The organism is Parabacteroides sp. TM07-1AC (assembly GCF_003480915.1).
Classification (GTDB): Bacteria; Bacteroidota; Bacteroidia; order Bacteroidales; family Tannerellaceae; genus Parabacteroides; species Parabacteroides chongii.
Genome location: NZ_QUKD01000003.1, coordinates 292,983 through 308,857 on the forward strand (window position 1 = coordinate 292,983; position 15,875 = coordinate 308,857).

General features: G+C 43.2%; 12 protein-coding genes. 2 read left to right on the plus strand and 10 right to left on the minus strand.

Annotated features, from left to right (window positions below; genetic code table 11):
* Positions 1-7 precede the first annotated feature (7 nt).
* From DXD68_RS08900 to DXD68_RS08930, 7 genes are all read right to left on the minus strand, one after another.
* Positions 8-3,463: a TonB-dependent receptor gene (locus DXD68_RS08900; RefSeq protein ID WP_122361299.1), complete on the minus strand. Its 3,456-nt coding sequence runs from the start codon at positions 3,461-3,463 to the stop codon at positions 8-10.
* Positions 3,464-3,601: 138 nt separating this feature from the next.
* Entirely contained in the window at positions 3,602-4,576 is a 975-nt protein-coding gene (locus tag DXD68_RS08905; protein ID WP_122361300.1) for a FecR family protein, read from the minus strand.
* Between the two features lie 70 nt (positions 4,577-4,646).
* Complete coding sequence (locus DXD68_RS08910; protein WP_122361301.1) at positions 4,647-5,189, minus strand: RNA polymerase sigma-70 factor; 543 nt, start codon at positions 5,187-5,189, stop codon at positions 4,647-4,649.
* Between the two features lie 116 nt (positions 5,190-5,305).
* A complete protein-coding gene (locus DXD68_RS08915; protein ID WP_122361302.1) occupies positions 5,306-6,493 on the minus strand; it encodes a phosphoribosylaminoimidazolecarboxamide formyltransferase in 1,188 nt (395 codons plus the stop codon).
* Positions 6,494-6,512: 19 nt separating this feature from the next.
* Positions 6,513-7,400 carry an SDR family oxidoreductase gene (locus DXD68_RS08920; RefSeq protein WP_199715617.1) on the minus strand — a complete coding sequence of 296 codons (888 nt, stop codon included), beginning with the start codon at positions 7,398-7,400 and terminating at the stop codon, positions 6,513-6,515.
* Entirely contained in the window at positions 7,397-8,620 is a 1,224-nt protein-coding gene (locus DXD68_RS08925) for a DcaP family trimeric outer membrane transporter (RefSeq protein WP_122361304.1), read from the minus strand. The genes DXD68_RS08920 and DXD68_RS08925 overlap by 4 nt, the downstream gene beginning before the upstream one ends.
* 15 nt (positions 8,621-8,635) lie before the next feature.
* Complete coding sequence (locus DXD68_RS08930; protein ID WP_122361305.1) at positions 8,636-9,862, minus strand: hypothetical protein; 1,227 nt, start codon at positions 9,860-9,862, stop codon at positions 8,636-8,638.
* A gap of 156 nt (positions 9,863-10,018) precedes the next feature.
* On the opposite strand from DXD68_RS08930, the gene DXD68_RS08935 reads away from it, so the two are divergent.
* Complete coding sequence (locus tag DXD68_RS08935; protein ID WP_122361306.1) at positions 10,019-11,383, plus strand: TrpB-like pyridoxal phosphate-dependent enzyme; 1,365 nt, start codon at positions 10,019-10,021, stop codon at positions 11,381-11,383.
* A gap of 108 nt (positions 11,384-11,491) precedes the next feature.
* On the opposite strand, the gene DXD68_RS08940 is transcribed toward DXD68_RS08935, so the two are convergent.
* Entirely contained in the window at positions 11,492-11,899 is a 408-nt protein-coding gene (locus DXD68_RS08940) for a DUF3836 domain-containing protein (RefSeq protein WP_122361307.1), read from the minus strand.
* A gap of 368 nt (positions 11,900-12,267) precedes the next feature.
* Between DXD68_RS08940 and DXD68_RS08945 the strand changes: the two genes are divergently transcribed.
* Positions 12,268-13,476: a hexokinase gene (locus DXD68_RS08945; RefSeq protein WP_122361308.1), complete on the plus strand. Its 1,209-nt coding sequence runs from the start codon at positions 12,268-12,270 to the stop codon at positions 13,474-13,476.
* Positions 13,477-13,683: 207 nt separating this feature from the next.
* Here the strand turns inward: DXD68_RS08945 and DXD68_RS08950 are convergent, their stop codons facing one another.
* Complete coding sequence (locus DXD68_RS08950; protein ID WP_122361309.1) at positions 13,684-14,355, minus strand: DUF2461 domain-containing protein; 672 nt, start codon at positions 14,353-14,355, stop codon at positions 13,684-13,686.
* A 36-nt stretch (positions 14,356-14,391) separates the two neighbouring features.
* Positions 14,392-15,801, minus strand: a complete 1,410-nt coding sequence (locus DXD68_RS08955) for a sialate O-acetylesterase (protein ID WP_122361310.1) — start codon at positions 15,799-15,801, stop codon at positions 14,392-14,394.
* Positions 15,802-15,875 lie beyond the last annotated feature (74 nt).

Genomic DNA, 15,875 nt, shown 5'->3' on the forward strand with positions numbered 1-15,875 from the left:
ATATCTTTTAAAATCCAACTTGTACACCTAAAGCAACACTTCTCATCTGAGGATAGGAAGTTGACAGCAAATCCGGGTCGTATACACCGGGTAATTCTGTAATTTCAAACAAGTTAAAGCCTGAAACATAGACTCTGAGTTTACTCATCTTAATCTTGTTCGTGATTTCTGCCGGAACAGTATAACCCAGAATAGCCTGTTTCAAACGTAGATAAGCTCCGTTAAACATGTAAGCCGATTGCGTATACCAGTTCTGCGAACGACGGGCCCCATAAAGCGGATATTTGGCATCCGTCCGTTCCGGTGTCCATGAATTTTCATAAACGGTTTTACTGCCGGGACCATCTTCATCTCCCCAATATGTTTTATCGCTAATCCAGACATCTCTTTTGGCAACTCCCTGGAAGAAGAGATTCAGGTCGAAACCTTTCCATGCAAAATTTGCTGTCAAACCAAACTTCAGGCGTGGTGTATTATTTCCAAGAACTTTCAGGTCGCCATGATCGTCTAATGTATTCATACCTCTGTTTACTTCGCCATCTCCATTGATATCTTTATACATGATATCGCCCGGATAGTAAGCACTATTCGATTCGTGCGGACGATGCAGGTTGTTTCCGTTTACGTCTGTATATTGGATAATCAGGTTGTCAGCAATATCCCCTTCCTGCAGAATGCGATCGGTTTCATATCCCCAGATTTCACCTACTTTCTTTCCTGTATACAAAGAGCCCAAACTACAATTGTCGTTGCCATTGAAGAGAGCGACTTCGGTCTGATAATCGGACAACACAAAGTTCAAATCGTAAAAGAAACCATTTGAAAGGCGATCTTTCCATCCAATGCTCATCTCCCATCCGTGTGTTCTCAGCTTACCGGAGTTCACCATAGGAGCACTGGTTCCGAGCACTGACGGATAAGTTGAACCGTCCATAATGATATCTTTCGTTTCACGTCTGTAGATGTCGAAAGAAAAGTTCAGTCTGTTGGTAAGTAAAGAGATATCCAAACCGCCATTGATAGTAGTAGCCGTTTCCCAGGTAAAATCCGGACTAATCAATCCGGGAGGATTCACCTGATAAGGACGTTGCCCGTTAATCATAGCACTCGACTGACTGGAACCCATTCTGGAATAGAAACCATAGTTGGCCACATTCTGATTGCCGATCGAACCATAGGAAGCTCTTATTTTTAGATTATCCAACCAACTACGCGTATCGGCCATAAAACTTTCTTCCGAAAGACGCCATGCAGCAGAGAAAGATGGAAAAAATTTGAAACGCGAGTCGTGCGGGAATTTAGATGAACCATCATATCTTCCGTTCATTTCAAAAAGATAACGGTCAGAAAAGTTATAGTTAACCCTCATGAATACGCCACGTACAGCCCAATGTTCGTCCACTTCACTTTTCGAAGGATTCATGCCATAGGTATTTCCCAGTGTCGGAGCGCCAATACTCATGATTCCTGTATTTCCTGCAGACAACTGTTCTTTCTTCCAGACTTCCTGGTTGAAACCTACCAATCCTCCCAATGTATGCTTGCCAAATGTCTGATTATAATCGGCATATATATTAGTTGTGAAAAGCTGTACATCTTCTTTCGTTTTACTGATACGTCCTGTTTCCGTATTAGTCGCAATGTTTAATGCTTCCCAGCTATCCTGAATATACTGAAATTCGGGTTCCACGTCTTTTACATCATAAGAAGAAGGACGATAGGAGAAGTCGGCTTTCAATTTTAATTGTGGCAAGACCTGATATTCCGGACTTGCAGTGAATACGGCTACACTTCTGTCTGTTCTTTTGTTTCTGTTGCTATAAGCATAAGCCGAAACAATGCTGTTGGTCGGAGTATTGGGAACCGGGTCATTCGGTCCTGTCAACAAGGGCATATTCTGATTCCATTTCCCCTGATATAGAATAACCGACCAGGGATCGCCTTTATAAGAAAAAGGTAATGGTTCGTTATAACGTGTTGCGTTATATGACAATTTGATATTGACACTGAACTTGTCATTTATCTTCGCATCCAGATTAACCATTCCGTTATAACGACGCATATTGTCATTGCGGAGTTTATAAAAACCATCCTGATCCTGGAAGCCCAGCGAAGCGTAATAGCGCAAGGCTTCAGAACCTCCGGAAATACTTACGTTATGCTTTTGCGTAGGAGACCAGTCTCTTACCATCATTTCAAACGGGTCAAAGTTTCCAACCCACCAAATAGATTGCTGGTTGCTTCCCGGCTCATACATCCAGGCATTTTCGGGAACAGGATTATCTATATATTTTTGTAATGCTTCCAGGCGCATATCATCTTCTGTTGTTCTGGAACCACCTGTATAGACTCTGTTCATTATTCTTGCATATTCGGCATCATAAGAGTTCATGAAATCCGGACGTGCTGAAGGATGATTCCACTGTACATCATACGAATATTGCACTCTTCCTTTACCTTTCTTCCCTTGCTTGGTAGTCACCAGAATAACCCCATAAGCGGCACGCGCACCGTAGATGGCCGAAGCAGAAGCATCTTTAATAACAGAGATACTTTCCATATCATTCGGATTTAAAGCACTAAGGTTAAAATTCTCCATCTCGATACCATCTACCAAAATAAGAGGGCTGCCATTATCAACCTGCCATGTTCCGCTGCTATTCTTCGACATGGATGTTGCACCACGCACATTATAAGAAGCAAAAGTGTTAGGTGCGCCGTTGGATATATTGACATTCAGGTTGGGCACAACCCCTTGTAGGGCTTGGGCTATATTTGTAACAGGGCGACTTTCCATAACTTCAGCCGAAACGGAAGATACCGCACCTGTCAGATTCACCTTTTTCTGTGTGCCGTAACCTACAACGACAACCTCATCCAATGTTTGCGTATCTTCTTTCAATATAACCGATATATCGGTCTTGTTTCTGACTGATACATCCTGTGTCATATAGCCAATATAAGACACTTCCACCACTTCACCTTGCTCCAAAGTTAACGAAAACTTTCCATCAAGGTCTGTTATAATACCGTTTCTCGTTCCTTTTTCCACTACGTTAGCACCGATGACAGGTAATCCGGACTCATCTTTTATAGTACCTGTAATTGTTTTCCTCTTCTCCTGCTGTGGTTGTGTTGATACAGGTGCAGGTTTTATCAGAATTTGATTTTCTTTAATTGTAAATACAGCTCCCGTACCTTTCAATATCTCTGTCATCGCCTCTTTTACAGGTTTTTCAGAAATGTTCACGGACACACGTCGGTCTTTATTAATTGTCGATTCGCTGTAAGCAATAGATAATTTTGTCTGATTTTCCACTTCCTCAAAGACATCGGCCAATGTGGCATTTTGCTTGTTGATATTTACGTTTTGTGCCGATATACTTGTGGTTATGAAGAAAAGGAACAAATAGGTAAATATCTTTCGTAAAGATTTACAGGATAAATTGTTATTCTTTTCCATGAATAATATTATTTTTGTTGTTGAATACTATTTTTATAATTAAGCCTTATGAAATGTGTTCGATTTCAAACCGGAGAGTTGTGCAGCAAATAAAACTCTCCGGTTCTTTTTTTCATGGTATCGTTTGTGTGTTCATTATTAATAAATATATACTTTATCTCCATCTATCTTATATCTGAATCCGGCTATGATTTGCTGCAAAGTATAAAAGACCTCTTCCAACGTCTCATCATGCAGGAATTTGACTGTCAAGCGTTCGTCTTTCAAACCTTTGGAATTAAGATAAACCGTTACTCCATACTTTCTCTCAATCTCGTTGATAACAGTATACAACGAAACACTTTGGAATACCATTTGTCCTTTTTCCCAAGCCAGTACATAATCCAGCCGAGTATGTTTATGTTCGCTTTTTCCCGTTTCCCTGTCATATATAACCTGTTCTTCCGGATTAAGAATATAACTTTCCTGACTGGAATTAATGTCCACTTTAAGCTTTCCTTCTACCAGTGAAGCTACTGTTGTTTCGGCTTCCGGATAGGATGATACATTAAAAACAGTTCCTAAAGCTTCTACGGCCATATCGTGTGTTTTAACAATAAATGGCTTCTTCTTATCTGAAAAAACAGAGAACTTAGCCTCTCCACTTAAATAAATATTACGAATCTTTCCTTTAAATTCGGCAGGATATAATAAAGAACTTCCGGAATTAAGCAAGACCTCCGATTTATCCGGTAAAACAACAGAACGAATTTCGCCTGCCGCAACAAAACATTCTACCCATTCGATCTCCTCCTGAGTATAATTCTGCACATACTTCCATGAAAACCATACACTAAGTAAAGGAATAAGCAAAACAGCTGCTATCTGTCCCCACTTTTGCAATGAAAAAGAGAGTCTCTTTCGCACAGGAAATCCCAATCGTCTTTCAACATGCTTGAAGGAACTTTCTGTCGAGGCATCGGAATGAATCTCCAGTTCTTCCCAAATCCGGAAAAGAGCTTCATCTTTCTCTTTCCTGGAAGAAGAGAAAAACCAATGGGTAAACCCCTTTCGAATCTCTTCCGGATGATCTTTCTTAAAGAAACTTTCTATGATCTGATATACTTTCGACATAATATTATTTTCCGTTATCTATTATTAAGACACGCGAAAATAAACTTACACCCAAAAAAAAGAAGGTATTTTATATAAAAAAGGAAGTGAATAAAAATAATGTCTTTTTAATTTCTTTCAATGCCAGGTTCAAGTGGTTCTCTACGGTCTTTTTAGAAATACCCATGCGGGTCGCTATTTCATCATTAGTCAGCCCATCTTTCCGGCTCATTTCATAAATAGCTTTACGCTTGGGAGGCATACGACTGACAGTCAATTGTTCCAATAGTTTTATCTCACGAGCATACAACTCTCCTTCAATTGTAAACTCGGTTTCTCCATCATATTCTTCTAGATAATTCTCTTCCAAATATTTATGCCGCAGATAATTCAAAGCTATGTTTTTGGCCATTCGGTAAACATATGAATTAAACGATACGACGTTCCTCAACTGTTCCCTATTCTCCCAAATTCTCATAAAAACATCCTGAGCCAATTCCTCAGCTATAACCTCCGATTTAATAAGATGGCTGATAAAATATTTAACTTTGGGGAAATAATTCATAAACAAGCATCTGAAAGCCTCATGACTTCCTAACACCAGTTCTTCTATATATGATGTATCCTTTTCCATAAGAGTATAGCTCGAACAAATATAGTATAAATAACCAACACAAGAATAACGTTGATGCCATTAATAAAAATGAGCAGATTTCTTGAATGGAAAATCTGCTCATCTTCTTCTATAAATTAATGATGGAACAACCGCACTCCGGTAAAAGCCATCGTTATACCATACTTGTCGCAAGTATCGATCACATGGTCGTCACGGACTGAGCCGCCTGCCTGTGCAATATATTCCACGCCACTCTTATGCGCACGTTCGATATTGTCGCCGAACGGGAAGAAAGCATCCGAGCCCAAAGCCACACCGTTCATGGTATCCAGCCAGGCACGTTTCTCTTCGCGGGTCAGGACTTCCGGTTTTTCAGTGAAGAACTGCTGCCATACACCATCGGCCAATACATCTTCATGGTCGTCGCTGATATATACATCTATCGTATTATCACGATCGGCACGGCGTATTTTTTCGATCCAAGGCAGATTCATTACTTTCGGGTGCTGGCGGAGGAACCAGATATCAGCCTTGTTTCCTGCCAGGCGGGTACAATGGATACGGCTTTGCTGGCCGGCACCGATACCGATCGCCTGTCCGTCCTTGGCATAACAAACGGAGTTACTCTGTGTATATTTCAAAGTGATAAGGGCAATGATCAGGTCGCGTTTAGCATCTTCCGAGAAATTCTTGCTCTTTGTCGGGATATTGGTCAGCAAGCTTTCGTCCAGCTTGATCTCGTTACGTCCCTGTTCGAAAGTGATGCCGAAGACATCCTTATGTTCGATCGGAGCCGGTGTATAAGCCGGATCGATTTTGATAACGTTGTAAGTACCTTTCCGTTTGTTCTTCAGGATCTCCAGAGCTTCCGGCGTATAGTCGGGAGCAATGACGCCATCGGATACTTCACGGTTGATCAGGCGGGCTGTCGCTTCATCGCAAGTATCGCTCAAAGCGATAAAGTCACCGTAAGAAGACATGCGGTCTGCACCGCGGGCACGGGCATAAGCGGTTGCCAGAGGAGTCAGAGGAAGATCGTCTACAAAGTAGATTTTCTTCAACGTATCGCTCATCTCGATTCCAACAGCGGCACCAGCCGGGCTGACGTGTTTGAAAGAAGCGGCAGCGGGAAGTCCTGTAGCCTCTTTCAGTTCTTTCACCAATTGCCAACTATTGAAGGCATCCATGAAATTGATGTATCCGGGACGACCGTTCAATACCTCGATAGGCAATTCCCCCTGCTGCATGAAAATGCGCGACGGCTTCTGGTTGGGGTTGCAGCCGTACTTCAGTTCTAAAGAGTTTTTGTTTTCTGTGCTCATATTGTTGTTATATAAAATTCTATTTCATTTCTGCCATTCCTTCTTCCAGGGAATGGGGAGTGTAGCCTAGTTCGCAACCAGCCTTGTCGATACTCAGTCCGCTGAAACGGGGACGCGGGGTGGCTTCGTTCATTTCTTCCGTAGTGACCGGAATGATCAACGAACGATCCAATTGGAAATAATCGGCTACACGGTAGGCAATATCGGCTATTGACAGGCATTCGCCGCCACAAATATGCCAGGTTCCGTTCAGAGAGGTGTGCATAAGTTTCTCCACACCGTCGGCAATATCTTGTACCCAGGTCGGTGTACGATACTGATCGGAAACGACACGTATCTCCTGACCGGCTTGCAGACGGTTCTTCACCAGTTGCAGGATATTACCGTGCTGTCCCGGCAATGCCTTTCCGTAAACAACGACTACACGGACATTCGCATAATTACTGCAACTAGCAGCAACAGCCAATTCGCCCTGGTATTTGGATATGCCATAATAGTTCACAGGAGCCGGGGTATCCGTTTCCGTATATAATCCGGTCTTCTTTCCGTCGAAGACGAAATCAGTAGACAGATGGATGAAACGGCTGCCAGTCCTCTCACAGCAACGGGCTATATTCTCTACTGCCAGCACATTGGCGGCGTAGGCTTCTTCATGATGTGATTCACAATAATCGGGGACGGACAAGGCGGAACCGTTGATTACGACATCCGGACGAACATCAGCAATCAGCCGGTCGATAGCCGGATGGTTATTTATATCTGCCTGAACAAACCGGTAATTATCTCCCGGCAAAATATCTTTATGCAAGGAACAGCCTGTCAGTTCATACTTTCCCTGCCGGGACAGGTGCTGCAAGATTCGTCTGCCAGTAAAGCCATTCGCTCCAATTATCAGTGTTTTCATCAGAACATATACATTAATACACCTAATACACGGTGATTTGTTATCGAATGCGTATCGCGGATACGTCCGTCAGCCAATGTACGGTCACCATACCAGGCGAGGGACGGACTGTATTCCAAGCCTACTTTCCAGTGAGGCAGGACATACGACATCTGCAAATTAGTAGTAAATACCTGGTCCACATCCAGTCCGACACCATAAGTCGGTCCGACAATATCCTTGCCTGCACCCAGGTTCTTCAGATAACCGACAAACAGGCCCGGTTGCCATTTCTTACCGTAGACAACATTCAGCCAGGTCATCGAATGACGGTAAGGCGTATATTCCTGTTCACCCGTACGCTTATCGATACTGCTTACGCCATAACCGCCCAGCATGCAAAGGTGAGCCAGGTTGGAACCCAGCAATGTCTTGGCAGATATCTTCCAGTTTTCATTGGTATAGCGGGCATGAGCTTCGAAAGAGACGGAAGTAACCCGTTCCTTTACCTTATATACATTATCTCCCACCGTAGATTTGACACGCGGTGCGATGGAAAGGATATCGGCTCCTACACCGGCCATCCAGTTATCCTTCTTATAATCCACACCGAAATAAAATTCCGGCACGCAACCGTTCTTTATATATTCTTCGCTCTTTCCGTTCGGCCCGGTAGACAAATACTGCAACTGCCAAATCGCCGCCCCGGTCAGGCTCCATCCCTGATCCGTATAACGGTAACGCAACATCGGGTTACGGCTGAAAGGCTGAAAAGGGGCTCCCGTGGAGAGATTCAGCATCTGCGGAAAGATATCTCCGAACAACGGATGCCAGGTCTGACCGATCAATACGGCTGATTTTCCCCAATCGAGATTCACATAGGCATGTCGCACACGAATCATCGCAAAGTTACTTCCGGAACCACGGAAATCGACTTCCAGTTTGGCAGTCGTCTTTGCTTTCCCGACATTCGGTCCTGCCACATCTATCCCCAAACGGGAATAAAGCAGATAGAAACTACCGTTAGCCGTAGCATTCAAGTCGTTGCCGTCGGCATCCGGTTCGACGTCTTTCGGATAGAGATGGAACAAACCGTCCACGATCTCCGAATTGGCACGCGAGTTGTAAAACAAGTCACCGCGCACCTGTCCGTAAAATTTGTACGAAAAATTCTTTTTCTGTGCATAACCGGAAGTTGCCATCAACAGTCCGGCCAATAAAAACATACCTAGCTTCGTTCTCATTTAAAAGCGTTCAAATTAGAAATAATACATAACCAATCCCAATATGCGGTGATTGGTTACGGCGTGGGTGTTTCCCACTTTGCCATTCTTCTGGTCGATCGTACCGTACCAGGCTGTTGCCGGAGAATATTCCAGACCGATCTGCCAATGAGGCAAATTATATGATAAATTTACATTTACAGTAAATAACTGGTCGATGTTCAGTCCCATACCGTAGACCGTTTTCGATGCGGTCAGTTCGTCGTCCGTACCGAGATTCTTGGTGTATCCCATGAAAAGACCCGTTTTCCATTTCGTTCCATAGGTAAAATTCGCCCAGGTTGTCGAATGGCGGAACGGAGTGTATTCCTGTTCACCGGTCTTCGGATCGACAGAGCTGATGCCATAACCTCCGATCAGAGCCGTCTGGTCCAAACAGGAAGCCATCAGGCTTTTGGCTGCAAAGGTATAATTACGTCCGGTATATTTCAAGTGAGCTTCATAGGAATATGTCGTCATTCGCTCATTTACCTTATAAACTTTGTCATTTATCTCCGATGTCGTACGAGGTTTCAGGGAAATCAGATGGATACCCGCCCCTGCCAGCCAGCCGCTATCGGAAGTATAGTCCGCTCCGACATAAAATTCCGGCACGCAGCTGTTCTTAATATAATCCTCGCTCATTCCTTTCGGACCGCTCGATGTATATTGCAGCTGCCAGATAGCAGAAGCCGTGAGCTTCACCTGTCCGGCTTTATACTGATAACGGATTTGCGGGCTGCGGTTGAACGGCTGGAAAGGTGCTCCCGTAGAAAGATTCAGCATATCCGGAAAAACGGAACCGAATAACGGATGCCAGGTGTGACCGATCAATAAATTACTCTTTTCCCAATCCAGTGCTACCCATGCCTGACGGATACGGAGCATAGTCGTACTTGCCGAGAAACCACCGAAATCAGTTTCCAGGCAGGCGGAAGTCCTTGCAGAGCCGACATTCGGGCCGGTCACACTGATTCCCAATCGGGAAGTAAATGTATAAAAACTACCGTTGGGTGTCGCGTTCAGGTCTTTCCCGTCAGCATCCGGTTGTTCATCAAGAGGGAAAAGGTAGAAGTTTCCGTCTACCGGAGCCATATTCGCACGCGTGTTGTAAAACAAGTCACCACGCACAAATCCATAAAACTTGTAAGTGAAGTTTTTCTTCTGGGCAGTTGCGGAAAACAAAGTCAGTGCACTTACCAGTAGCAGAGCCAGTTTTTTCATTGTTGTCGTTTGTTATCTATTTGTCTAATTTGAAGGCACAAAGGTATATATTTTTGTTTATTCAATTTGAAGAATGAAATATTATTTGTTACTTTGCTTCCAAGTTGTAAGCCTTAAAGGCCAAATCGATTAATAATGTAAACTACATAAATAATTATGAATACGAAAAAGTTTTTATTGGAGGAGAAAGACATACCCACAGCCTGGTATAATATTGTGGCTGATATGAAGAACAAACCACTTCCTATTTTGAATCCGCAGACCAAGCAACCGATGAAAGAAGAGGATCTCTATCCCCTGTTTTCCAAAGCTGCTTCCCATCAGGAAATGAATACGACCGATGCCTGGATCGAAATACCGGAAGAAGTTCGCGAATTATATAAGGTATGGCGTCCCACTCCGCTGGTTCGTGCTTACGGACTGGAGAAGATGCTGGATACTCCTGCACATATTTACTTTAAGAACGAAAGTGTCAGCCCGATCGGTTCACACAAGCTGAACTCTGCTATCGCACAGGCTTACTATTGTAAACAGGAAGGTGTTACCAATATCACCACTGAAACAGGTGCCGGACAATGGGGTGCCGCCCTCTCCTATGCTGCCAAGGCTTTCGGCCTGGAACTGGCTGTTTATATGGTAAAGGTCAGCTATCACCAGAAACCTTACCGCCGTTCGATCATGCAAACTTTCGGTGCACAGGTGATCGCTTCACCGAGTATGAGTACGAAAGCCGGACGTAAGATCCTGACCGATCATCCTAATTATCAGGGTAGTCTGGGTACTGCTATCTCGGAAGCCGTAGAGTTGGCTATGCAGGTGCCTAACTGTAAATATACATTGGGTAGCGTTTTGAACCACGTGATGTTGCACCAGACTGTGATTGGCCTGGAAGCTGAAAAGCAGATGGAAATGGCAGGCGAATATCCGGATGTGGTGATCGGTTGCTTCGGTGGCGGTTCAAACTTCTCCGGTATCACTTTCCCGTTCCTGCGTCACAAACTGACAGAAGGTAAAGATATTCGTGTGATCGCCGCAGAACCGGCATCCTGTCCGAAACTGACACGCGGACAGTTCCAGTATGACTTCGGAGATGAGGCCGGATACACTCCACTGATTCCGATGTTCACGTTGGGACATAACTTTGCTCCTGCCAATATCCATGCAGGCGGTCTGCGTTATCATGGTGCAGGTTCGATCGTCAGCCAGCTGATGAAAGACGGACTGATGAATGCTGCGGACGTAAAACAGTTGGATACATTCAAAGCGGCAACAATGTTTGCCCAAGCAGAAGGAATCATCCCGGCTCCGGAATCATCTCACGCTATTGCTGTTGCCATCCGCGAAGCAGAAGAAGCGAAGAAAGAAGGAAAGGCACGTACGATCCTGTTCAACTTGTCCGGTCACGGTCTGATCGATATGGCGGCTTACGACCAGTATCTGGCAGGCGACCTGACCAATTATGAAGTAACAGACGAAGATGTTGCCAAGAATCTGGAAGAATTAGAAAAGATTATCGGATAACCCGATAATCTTTCACAAAATAAAAGTGGCGCTAATAACAGGGACTCACGTCTTTTGTTATTCGCGCCACTTTCGTGTGTGTCTATGAATGTTTTATAAAATAGGTTCTTAAGAGAAAATCTCTTCATAGCTTGTAGCCGGAACAATCATTTTCTGTTGATTCAGGCTATAGTCTTTTTTCTTTTTGTTCCACATTCCGTATTCGGAAGTTATATTTCCATCTTCATTATACTGATAAGAAATCAGATAATAAGGATCCCATGTTTCTTGTGTCTTATTCCAGCGGTACGCTTTCTTTTCAGCGACTCTGCCGTTCTCATTATAGGTGAATTCATATTTCACCTGTTTATTCAAAAGTCCTTCTTCCTGCAAGAATACTACTTTTGAAACGATCTTTCCGTTCTCCTCTTTCGTATCATAAAGATAGTTTCTAGGAGATGCGGCACTCATTGCCAGACTACAAACGAACAAAACAACAAGTGACAAAATCTCTTTTCTTAAAACTGAAGCTTTCATAAAATATATTACTTATAAGATTTACTTTCAAATTGCGTGCAAATGAACATAGTTTTCCGATATAAACCAAATATTTGCTGACATTTTGATAGCCAAAATAAGTTATTTAACTATTTTAAACCACCTCTACATTACAACAAAAGACCGATCAACTTACAATTTATAATAAACCTACTTCAAAAGCACAAAATAAAGCTACTTTTTACCCGATATTTCTAAATAAACCAATACAATATCACTCACAACTTACAAATTGACACAAAGAGTTTTTTTGAGTATCATACACATTCTTTAAAACTAAATATCCATACTCGTTTGTTATTTACAAATAAAGGAATGATATTAGTACCCAATTAAATCAGTATATCATGGAGAGAAATATTTTTAAACTGGAAAACGAGCAATTGAAAGAGATCGCTCTTTCATTGCGACAGAAAGTAGAAGAGGGGTTAGCAAAAGAGAATGCTGAAATACAATGCCTCCCGACATTCATTACCCCCAAAAGTAATAATATAAATGGTAAGGCATTGGTTCTCGACCTGGGAGGGACCAACTATCGTGTCGCTACCGTTAACTTCGCAAACGACAAAGCGACGATTCATCCTGAGAACGGATGGAAAAAGGATTTATCGGTTATGAAAACTCCCGGTTTCACCCGAGAGGAATTATTTAAAGAGTTAGCCGATCCGATCGGAGAGATCAAACGGGACGTAGAAATGCCTATAGGTTACTGTTTTTCATATGCGGCTGAATCGCTTCCGGACGGCGATGCCAAATTATTGCATTGGACAAAGGGTGTTCACATCAAAGAAATGCTGGGACAACCCGTAGGAAAACCGTTGCTCGAATACCTCAATGAACGGAACGAACCTAAATTCACGAATATAAAAGTATTGAACGATACGGTTGCCAGTTTGTTTGCCGGACTTACGGATAGTAACTACGATGCTTATATCGGACTGATAGTCGGAACCGGAACCAATATGGCAACTTTCATTCCTGCAGATAAGATAACCAAACTTCCTGCATCCATACAGGCAGACGGCTTGATCCCTGTCAATTTGGAATCAGGCAATTTCCATCCGCCTTTCCTGACGACGGTAGACGAAATGGTCGATGCCTGCTCTGACAGCCGTGGCATGCAACGATTTGAAAAGGCTGTTTCCGGCATGTATCTGGGAGAAATACTGAAATCGACTTTCCCTCTCGATGAGTTCGAAGAAAAGTTCGATGCCCAAAAACTGACTACCATCATGAATTATCCGGATATCCACAAGGAGAAATATGTACAGGTTGCGCATTGGATCTATAACCGTTCTGCCCAACTGGTAGCCTCCTCACTAGCCGGTCTGATCTCTTTACTGGTTTCATATAATAAGGATATCAAAAAGGTTTGCCTGGTAGCTGAAGGCAGTATGTTCTGGAGCCTCAACAGAAATGATAAGAATTATAATGTACTCGTAATGGAAGAATTGGATATTCTTCTGAACGAACTTGGAATTGGTGACGTAAAAGTTCACGTTAATAAAATGAATAATGCCAATCTGGTAGGGACTGCGATTGCAGCATTATCTTGATCATTATTTCCGGATAACGACACAGCTTTTTTTCAAATTTGAATCTATTTGTCGCAATAAAAGAACCAGGTACGCGGATGACGCGGATTGAGCGGATTTGAACGGATTTGAACGGGTCGAATCATTTAATCCGTTTTGATCCGCCTAATCCGTGTCATCCGCGTACCTGGTTCTTATTAAAATAGTTCAAATCTTTCTAATTATATCCTATACCCTTCCCAGATATTCATCCACCGTATAATTCAGGAAATTATTGAGAGGGAGAAGTTCCTGGAAAATCTTGATTGTCTGATCCATCCAATCATCTTGCAAAAAGAACTCATCCGGTTTATTAGCGGCAAAACAAAAATCCTTATGACGTAGAATTTCGTCATATTTAAAATCTGTCGGATAACCTGCCGGCATACGCTTCAGCACTTCACCCTCCATCACCGGATACGTATTCTTAAAAGACGGTTTTTCTATAATGCTTACAAACTCGTCAATATGATCGTATATATCCTGACGAAGCATCTTCAACAGCTTGGGAGGAGGACACCAGACTCCACCCGACAACATGCAGTTACCCGGTTCGAGATGAATATAATATCCGCCCCGTTCACTGGCACGTCCGCCCTGAGCCATGTAAGCGGCAAAATGAATTTTATAAGGAGTCTTGTCCGGAGAAAAGCGCAAATCCCGGTAAATACGGAACTGACAATCTTTCGCTTCCAAACCTGCTACCTGCGGATCGAACAGAGCGATCCTGTTGATCAGCTGCTGAACCTCATCCAAAAAAGCCTTATGCAACACATCGTAACGGTCTTTGTTAGCCTGGAACCATTCCCGGTTGTTGTTTGCACTTAATTCCTTCAGGAATTGTATAATCTCTGCATTCATACTATCTGTTTTTAAGAACAAAGATAAGGAATAATATCATTCATTATTCCAATTTCTATCCGTTCGGAAAGGAGCGACCGGCAAACCATCCTTATTAAATAAGTTTCCGATAGTTGCATCATCAAAACAATATTGTACGGCTACCGGATTCTTTACGCGTAGCGAAGAGACAACGACTGTATTCTCCTTGATCTGTGCTTTTGCAGGCTCAAAAACACCATCTTCACCGGCAATACGAAAACCGACGATCTGCTTATCTTTACACATCAACCCATTCTCCGCATGCAAAAAAGAAATCACTGCTTTATTTTTATTGACAGTCAGCGTATTAAATACCGGACTTTCAAAACCAGAATCAAGCCGGGAGTAGGTTTTACCCAAAGCCATATTAGCCAAACGTAAACCAACACTTTGTTTGTCAGTAGGATGAATATTCTTTACATCGGCAACACAGTCGGAAACAGCGACCATACCGGTACCAGGGACTGTTCGGGAAATCCACTCCTGATGTTCACGAATCAAAGCTGCCCCGTTATCAATTGAATTATAAGTATGAGGAGCGATTTGTACGAGATAGAAAGGAAAGTCTTTTTTAAAACTTTTCCGCCAGCTTTCGATCATTGTCTTCATCAGGATACCATACGAGTCCGGATGATCGCGGTTTGACTCCCCTTGATACCAGATTGCACCTGCCAAAGCATAAGGAACGATCGGATTAATCATCTGATTATATAACACACCCGGCTCAACCGGCCACCACGGATATGTCTTACCAGGCATCGCATCGCGTATCCGGGGATCATTCACAACTAACTCTTCCGGTGTCCATACTTCAGCCGGAGTTCCTCCCCACGCCGAAACAATCAGTCCGACAGGTACATTCAGGTCCTTCTGCAAATTGCGTCCGAAAAAGTATGCCACAGCACTGGTATTCTTCATCACATCCGGTGTACAGGCAGCCCAGGATGCTTCGCAATTATTCTGCGGAGTAGCTGCTCCACGCTTAGGAATATGGAAAAAGCGGATATCAGGATGATTAGCGGCAGCAATCTCTTCGTCCCGGTTATCGATGTTACTCATCGGGGTCCATTCCATATTGGATTGTCCGCTGCAAAGCCAGACTTCGCCCAACATGACATCTTTCAACTGGCATTCTCCATCTCCTAAAAAAGACAAGGTGTAGGGGCCTCCTGCTTCCACCGTCTTTAATGACGTTTCCCAGGAACCGTCAGAACGGACTACCACAGAGACAGTATCTTTCGGAGCCCAACTCCCTACTACTTTAATTGTTGCACTTGCCGTTCCCCATCCCCACACAGGAACTTCACTTTTTTGCTGCAATACCATATGATCAGCAAAAACGGATGGCAAACTAATCTTAGCCTGCATACTGGTAACCAGCAGTAATAATCCAGCTGTAAAACCGGCAATCTTTGTTTTATTCATAATATCCTTATCCTTAATTATTAATTAAACGATCTATTTGAGAGCACCAAACTTTATATCCTTCAGAATTCAGA